At 50.1% G+C, this 7516-nt stretch carries 8 protein-coding genes; 6 read left to right on the top strand and 2 right to left on the bottom strand.

Features of this window, described 5'->3' with window-relative positions; genetic code table 11:
- Window positions 1-182: 182 nt before the first annotated feature.
- The gene (locus IEY53_RS14505) at window positions 183-995 is read left to right on the top strand and encodes an alpha/beta fold hydrolase (protein WP_229696153.1); all 813 of its coding nucleotides are present in this window, start codon (window positions 183-185) and stop codon (window positions 993-995) included.
- Between the two features lie 234 nt (window positions 996-1229).
- On the opposite strand, the gene IEY53_RS14500 is transcribed toward IEY53_RS14505, so the two are convergent.
- On the bottom strand, window positions 1230-2132 hold the full coding sequence (locus IEY53_RS14500) for an NAD(P)-dependent oxidoreductase (RefSeq protein WP_189026018.1): 903 nt from the start codon (window positions 2130-2132) through the stop codon (window positions 1230-1232).
- Between the two features lie 308 nt (window positions 2133-2440).
- Between IEY53_RS14500 and IEY53_RS14495 the strand changes: the two genes are divergently transcribed.
- From IEY53_RS14495 to IEY53_RS14485, 3 genes are all read left to right on the top strand, one after another.
- A complete protein-coding gene (locus IEY53_RS14495; RefSeq protein ID WP_189026016.1) occupies window positions 2441-3796 on the top strand; it encodes a glucose-6-phosphate isomerase in 1356 nt (451 codons plus the stop codon).
- Between the two features lie 131 nt (window positions 3797-3927).
- Window positions 3928-4560: a YigZ family protein gene (locus IEY53_RS14490; RefSeq protein ID WP_189026047.1), complete on the top strand. Its 633-nt coding sequence runs from the start codon at window positions 3928-3930 to the stop codon at window positions 4558-4560.
- Window positions 4561-4565: 5 nt separating this feature from the next.
- On the top strand, window positions 4566-5147 hold the full coding sequence (locus tag IEY53_RS14485; RefSeq protein ID WP_189026014.1) for a TetR/AcrR family transcriptional regulator: 582 nt from the start codon (window positions 4566-4568) through the stop codon (window positions 5145-5147).
- A 141-nt stretch (window positions 5148-5288) separates the two neighbouring features.
- Here the strand turns inward: IEY53_RS14485 and IEY53_RS14480 are convergent, their stop codons facing one another.
- The gene (locus IEY53_RS14480; RefSeq protein ID WP_189026012.1) at window positions 5289-5690 is read right to left on the bottom strand and encodes a secondary thiamine-phosphate synthase enzyme YjbQ; all 402 of its coding nucleotides are present in this window, start codon (window positions 5688-5690) and stop codon (window positions 5289-5291) included.
- 216 nt (window positions 5691-5906) lie between these two features.
- Between IEY53_RS14480 and cysT the strand changes: the two genes are divergently transcribed.
- Together cysT and IEY53_RS14470 are read left to right on the top strand one after the other, a co-directional pair.
- Complete coding sequence (cysT, locus tag IEY53_RS14475; RefSeq protein ID WP_189026010.1) at window positions 5907-6722, top strand: sulfate ABC transporter permease subunit CysT; 816 nt, start codon at window positions 5907-5909, stop codon at window positions 6720-6722.
- The gene (locus tag IEY53_RS14470; protein ID WP_189026008.1) at window positions 6719-7516 is read left to right on the top strand and encodes a sulfate ABC transporter permease; all 798 of its coding nucleotides are present in this window, start codon (window positions 6719-6721) and stop codon (window positions 7514-7516) included. Before cysT ends, IEY53_RS14470 begins: the two co-directional genes overlap by 4 nt.

The raw sequence follows: 7516 nt of genomic DNA, 5'->3' as shown, positions 1-7516 counted from the left end.
TGCCTGAACGTAAAAAGAAACCCAGAGTCAAAGAAATGACCTGGGTTTCTCGACAATCTGTCTGCGCAATAGCGCAGGGCTTTTTTGTTTGTGTTACACGAATTTTTTTGCTATTATAGACACAAGAACATATGTTCCTAATAAGAATGTGAGTGTTACCATGACTAAGAAGGAGGGATAGTTTGTTATACTCCAATGAATACATAACCTTTAATTATGAAGAAGCCGGCGCTGGAATGCCGATGCTGATTATACATGGCAACGGGCCGGACCACCGGATGATGACGGCTTGCATGGAGCCCGTATTTACTCCGGATGATGGCATCAGAAGAATTTATGTGGATCTTCCGGGTATGGGCCAATCCCCTGCAGCGGACTGGATAACCTCTTCAGACGATATGCTGAAGGCAGTCAGTCTAATGGTTGAAGCCTTAATTCCCGGGGAACATTTTGCGGTTGCAGGAGAGTCTTACGGCGGATATCTGGCAAGAGGACTGGTGAAGGAATATGGGCCTTTAATTGAAGGCGTCTTCCTGCTTTGTCCGTGTATCATTGCCGATTCTGACAAGAGGGACCTGCCTTCGTATGAGGTTGCGTTCAGTGATCCCAAGTTGCTGGAAGAGCTGTCTGCCGGAGAGAGGGAGGAATTCACTGCCAATTGTGTTGTGCAGAACAGACAAGTGTGGACCCGCTTCCAAGAAGAGATTATGAGCGGGCTTAACCTTGCGGATGAGGCGTTTATGCAGAATCTTAGAGCAAACGGGGGATATCCTTTCACTTTTGATGTAGATGATATCCCCCCTTTTGATAAACCAAGCCTGATTCTAACAGGCCGCCAGGATTCGGTGGTAGGCTATAAGGACGCCTGGAGGCTGATGGATACCTACCGTCATGCCACCTTTGCTGCAGTGGACCGGGCCGGACATAATCTCCAGCTGGAGCAGGCGGAGCTCTTTAACAGTCTGGTCAGGGAATGGTTGAACAGACTAGGTTAAGTTAGACATCGGCGATCGTCCGTTTGTACCAATATAACACCTGTCCGCTCGGGTCCGGGTCACTCTGTCCTGTTTGCACAAATCCCATCTTCTTATAAAGGTGATAGTTTCTGAGTGCCCAGGAGGGGGGATCCAGAACCCGCTGCCGGGCTTCGGCAAAATCCAGCATATAAAAATGTCCCTGCAGCTCTTTGGGAGAGTACAGGGACGGTAGCTAATAGTTCACAGCGAGACCTATGCTTCTGAGGTTTGACCGCCGATCTTCCGGCCGATCCATTCCTCATAACATTTGACGACAGCGGACAGGTCTTCTTCACCGTAGCCTTGGGTGTATCCTGCCTGGAACATGTTTTTGGCCAGGCCCAGCATAGGGGAAGGGACGCCTGTAGTGTCGCTGAGGGACGAGGCGAGCTTCAGGTCCTTGAGCATCAAAGCCAGCGAGAACTGGTTGCTGAAGTCATTTTCGATGATTTTGCGGCCTTTGAGCTCGGCCTGCTTGCTGCCCGCAGAACCGGACTCTACAAGTTCGAGGAACTTGTCCGCCGGTACGCCCGATTTCACAGCAAGGGCAAAGCCTTCCGCCAGTGCCACGTTATGAATGCCAACCATGGCATTGTGGGCCAGCTTCGCCACCGCGCCGCTGCCGTTGTCGCCCATATGGAGCAGCTTTTTGCCAAGAGTATCAAAGATTTCACGGCACTTCTCAATTACTGCTGCACTGCCGCCCACCATAAATACGAGGGTTCCTCCGACCGCGCCCGGTTTGCTGCCGGTCACCGGCGCATCCAGGAAATGGCCACCCCGCTCCTGCACAGCTGCGGCTACCTCATGAACAAGCCCCGGGGAGATGGTACTGCAGTCGATTACAACAGTGCCGGTCTGCACTGTATCCAGAATCCCATCTTTGCCGCAATACACTTCGCGGATGGAATCGTCGTTGCTGATCATGGTAATAATAACATCCTTGCCTTCTGCTGCCGCACGGGGAGTAGAGGCGGCCTGTGCGCCTTCCTCCTGCAGCGGTTCGCATTTGGAGGCCGTCCGGTTGTATACGGTCACCTGAAAACCGCCTCGCAGCAGATTGGAAGCCATGGGCGCTCCCATTGTTCCGAGTCCGATAAAACCAATTGTTGTCATTGCATGTCCACCTTTGCTTTAGGATAACTTTAATTAGGTTGTGATCACTTCTGTAAGGTTGGCCCAGCTGTTTCTTCTTGCAGGCAGTAACGCTTTTTCTCATTCTATCACGGCCCTCCGGCATGCACCACAGCATGGGGAGAGGCCAGGCAGGGGCAAACGCTTCCATGGATTCATCCCAACATAAGCCAAAAGCCCGGGATGTGCCCTAAGACCTTGCCAGCCCAGGCAAATTAAAGTATCCTAATTATAAAGTTGTAACAAACGGTGTTAAATATAAAGAGATAAACAGGAGGTTACCATTACCCATGTCTAAGAAGATTAATTTTGACTACAGCAAAGCCCTGTCTTTCTTCAGCCAGCAAGAAATCGACTATTTTGCAGCTCCGGTGAAGCTGGCCCATGAACAGCTACATAACAAGAGCGGTGCCGGCTCCGACTACCTTGGCTGGATCGATCTGCCAACAGCGTATGACAAGGAAGAATTCGCCCGTATCCAGGAAGCTGCCAAGAAGATCCAAAGTGATTCCGACGTGCTGATTGTCATTGGTATCGGCGGTTCCTATCTGGGCGCTCGCGCTGCGATTGAGGCGCTTTCGCACTCCTTTTATAATAACCTTTCCAAAGACAAACGTAAGACTCCTGAAGTTTATTTTGCCGGCAACAACATCAGCTCGACTTACATCACCCACTTGCTGGACCTTGTAGAAGGCAAAGACTTCTCCGTAAATGTAATCTCCAAGTCCGGTACAACTACTGAGCCGGCTATCGCCTTCCGCATTTTCCGCGCAGCGCTGGAGAAGAAATACGGCAAGGAAGAAGCCCGGAAACGGATTTATGCGACTACCGACAAGGAAAAAGGCGCACTTAAGAAGCTGGCTACCGAAGAAGGTTATGAGTCCTTTATCATTCCGGATGATGTAGGCGGACGTTATTCCGTACTTACACCTGTAGGTCTCCTGCCGATTGCTGTAGCAGGCATCAACATTGAAGAAATGATGCAGGGTGCAGCCGCAGCCGCTGATGAGTTCAATAACCCGGATGTAGCTACGAACCAGAGTTATCAATATGCCGCTGTCCGCAACGCCTTGTACCGTAAAGGCAAAACAACGGAGATTCTTGTGAATTATGAACCTTCCCTGCATTTTGTATCCGAATGGTGGAAACAACTGTACGGCGAAAGCGAAGGCAAGGACTTCAAAGGGATCTATCCTTCTTCCGTTGATTTCTCGACAGACCTGCACTCCATGGGCCAATTCATCCAGGAAGGCAACCGCAACATCTTTGAAACGGTTATCCAGGTGGAACAGGTTGAACATCATGTAACGATCGAGAATGATCCTGATGATCTGGACGGATTGAACTTCCTGACTGGAAAGACCATGGACTTCGTGAACAAGAAGGCCTTCCAGGGTACGATGCTGGCACATACGGACGGACAAGTACCGAACCTTATTGTCACCATCCCTGATCAAACGCCATATACATTCGGTTACCTGGTTTACTTCTTTGAAAAAGCCTGCGGTATCAGCGGATACCTGCTGGGCGTTAACCCGTTCGATCAACCGGGCGTAGAAGCATACAAGAAGAATATGTTCGCGCTGCTGGGCAAACCGGGCTACGAGAAAGAAAAAGCAGAGCTGGAAGCCAGACTCACCGAATAATATTGCAGCATATTCACGCAGACCATTCATACTAGAGCAATATACAAGGGAGCAGTCCATAGGTGAGCCATTACCGCGGACTGCTTCTCTATATATCAAGTAACCATACGTAAATAAGGACTGGAACCATGATGCTGGAACAATACCGGACGGTGCGTTCTCCCGGCTCCCGGGAAATCGTAATCCGTAAATCCCGATTCATCGGCCATGTAATGCCGGTGGAGAACGAAGAAGAAGCGGTGCAATTTATCGAGGACATCAAGAAGAAACATTGGAACGCCACACATAACTGCTCTGCATATACGCTCGGGGAGAGAGATGAAATTCAGAGACAGTCGGATGACGGGGAACCGAGTGGAACGGCCGGTAAACCGATTTTGGAAGTAATTCGCAACCAGGGTGTTAAAAATGTCGCAATTGTTGTCACCCGTTATTTCGGAGGCATTATGCTGGGGGCTGGAGGACTTATCCGTGCTTACACGGATGGTGCGGTGCTGGCGCTGGAAGCCGGAGAAGTGATCACCCGTGTACTGCGCCGGGAGGTATTCGTGGAACTCGATTATACCTGGCTGGGCAAGGTTGAGAACGAGCTTCGGGGGCGAGGCATCCAGACCGGCGAGACCTTGTTTACAGACAAAGTAACGCTGCTTTGCCTACCCCGCAATGACGAGGGTGATGCTTTTATGGCATGGATAACAGATTTAACCCAAGGGCAAGCCTTGGTAACAGAAGGGCGGCGGATTTACTACAGCGAAGGGGAATAAAGAAAATGGCAAGAAGAGCAGTGGAGCAGGAGTTGTCGAGGGAGAGAATATTGGAAGCGGCAAGGCATCTGTTTATCACCAAAGGCTACCGGGCCATTTCCATGCGCAGCATCGGACAGCATTTGGGCTACAGCCACGGCTCCCTCTATTATCATTTTAAAGAAAAAGCGGAGTTGTTCTATGCCATTGTGGTTGAGGATTTCAACTATGTGGCAGCCCTGCTCAATGAGGCGATGAATAAACCGCCCGAAGAGGGCATGACGCGTGTTGAGCAGCTGATTATGGAATTTATCCGCTTTGGACTGAATCATCCGCATCAGTATGAAATTATGTTCATGATTCGTGATGAAGAATTATTGGCTTACTGCAGGGCCGAACAAGGTCGATGTTTTGAGTTGTTCGCCAGCATTGTGCGCCGTCATATGAAGGAAGAAGGATATGTATCGGAGGATTGGCAAAGTGTGCCGCTGACGTTATTCTTATCCGCACACGGATTTATTTCTTATTACATTCAGGACAAAGTGCTTTTTGAAGATGTTAAAGCAGCTGCAGTCGCCCACATTAAGGTATTGTGCCGCAGCTTGTAAATCTACTTTTTTTGGGGGCTTTACGCTTTAGAGCTTTGCATTGGTATAACTTTGCTTCTTTGCTCGGTGAAAGTGTTTTAGAAGCTATATAATTTATAGAAGGCCGCTTCGTGTTGTATCGGGAGCGGCCTTCTTTGTGTTCTAATCCTCTACAATTTTCACATAACATTGGCGGCGTCTGGGGCCGTCGAATTCACAGAAATAGATCCCCTGCCAGCGTCCCAGCAGCAATTCGGCTTCATGAATAATCACGCTTTGGGAGGCCCCAACAGTCATGGATTTCAAATGAGAGGCCGTGTTTCCTTCGGCATGCCGGTAGTTGGGGTGTTCCCAGGGATAGACCTCATCCAGCCGCATCAGCACATCACGCTTCACATCGGGATCGGCATTTTCATTAATGGCAATACCTGCTGTGGTATGCGGACAATACACTAGAGCAATCCCGTGTTGAATCCCGCTTTTTTTGACATAGGCTTTAACTTCACGGGTAATGTCCCGCATTTCATCCCGTTTGCTCGTGGAGAGCTCTATCGTATGCAGCATTCGTATTCCCCTTTTCGATTGATTTGGATTCATGATTCAGCGTAATACAGCTTTCTATAATATTTTACCCAGAAACCGCCCGAAAGTAATTGACGATAGCAACACGTTTTTGGTAAAGTAGGGATAATCATTTAAAACCAAGTATATTAATAGGAATAATGGACGTGAAAGAAGCCAAGTATACCGACCGGGTATCCGGAGGTGGGGGGACATACGTTGAATTCGCTGCTTAGACACAAGGGATGGACCTGGGGATTCCGGACGACGATCCTGCTTTATTTTGTAGTGCTGATCGTACTGCCGATTCTTGGAGTCTATTACAATTCATTTTCGCTTGGTTTTGGCACCTTTGCCGAAAGCTTAAGCGACCCGATCGCCTGGAAATCGGTGTTCCTGACACTGAAGCTCGCTATCATCGCCACACTTTTTAATGTTGCAGCGGGTACGATGATTGCCTGGGTTCTGATCCGCTATAAATTCCCGGGTAAAGCGCTGCTGAACAGTCTGGTGGATTTGCCGTTTGCGCTGCCTACCGCGGTAGGGGGGCTCATGATTTTGCTGCTGCTGGGTCCAGGCAGTCTGATTGGCGGAATGGCGGAAGCTCTTGGTTTCGAGATTGTTTTTCACCAGCCTGCCATTGTGATTGCCATGATCTTTGTAACCTTTCCCTTCGTCATTCGGGCGGTGCAGCCCCTGCTGGAGGAGCTTGATCCGTCTGAAGAGGAAGCCGCTTATACGATGGGAGCGAAAGGCAGCCGGGTCTTCTGGCGGGTTATTTTCCCTTCGATGGCTCCGGGTATGATTGGCGGAGGGATGCTGGCCTTCTCGCGGGCACTGGCGGAGTTTGGTGCCGTTGTCCTGGTGGCTGGCAATATTCCGGGCCGTACACTGGTATCTTCCGTTTTTATTTTCGGTGAAGTCGAAAGTGACAACCCCGTAGGGGCTGCTGCGGTATCCATTATTCTGCTGACCTTGTCCTTTCTGATTCTATGGCTGATCAACATGCTGCAGATGAGGGGGAGAAGATCATGAGAAACTTATGGATCGGGCTGACCTATCTGATCTTTTTCCTGCTGATAGCAGCGCCGCTGGGGAAGATGACGATGAGTGCCTTCAGTCAGGGCTTCGGCGGGTTCTGGGATGCTTTGGCCCGGCCTGAGGCTCTGCATGCGCTGATGATGACGGGTTTTGTTGTCATTGTGGTCACAGTATTCAATACGTTATTTGGCATTATGCTGGCTCTTTATCTCGTGCGGGCGAACTGGATACATCCCCGTCTCAAGGGCTTGCTCAACAGCATCGTTGATCTGCCCTACGCGGTATCGCCTGTCATTGGAGGACTGATGATTGTACTGCTGCTTGGTCCTGACAGTGCGCTGGGTGCTCTATTTGAGAACATGGGCATCAAAATTGTTTATGCTTTTCCCGGTATGGCCATTGCCACTTTGTTCGTAACGTTTCCGCTCATGGTGCGCGAGGTGATGCCGGTATTGCAGGAAATCGGCTCACAGCAGGAGGAAGCGGCTTCGACGCTGGGCGCTTACGGATGGACGACATTTTGGAAGGTGACCTGGCCTTCGATCCGCTGGGCCGTTATCTATGGCGTTATTTTGACTGTGGCCCGGTCGCTGGGTGAATTCGGCGCTGTACTTGTCGTCTCCGGCAACATTATGAACAAAACACAGACAGCAACTACGCTGGTATATCAGGATGTAGAGAATTTCAATGTGACCGCTGCGGGCGGTGTGGCTCTGGTATTGGCTGCATTCTCTGTGGGACTGCTGCTGCTTATGGAATGGACCAAGAGAAGAAAGGAAGTGCACTGA

The sequence above is a fragment of the Paenibacillus albidus genome (assembly GCF_014644435.1).
GTDB classification, from domain to species: Bacteria; Bacillota; Bacilli; order Paenibacillales; family Paenibacillaceae; genus Paenibacillus_AQ; species Paenibacillus_AQ albidus.
This window is presented reverse-complemented; position numbering and strand designations above follow the sequence as displayed.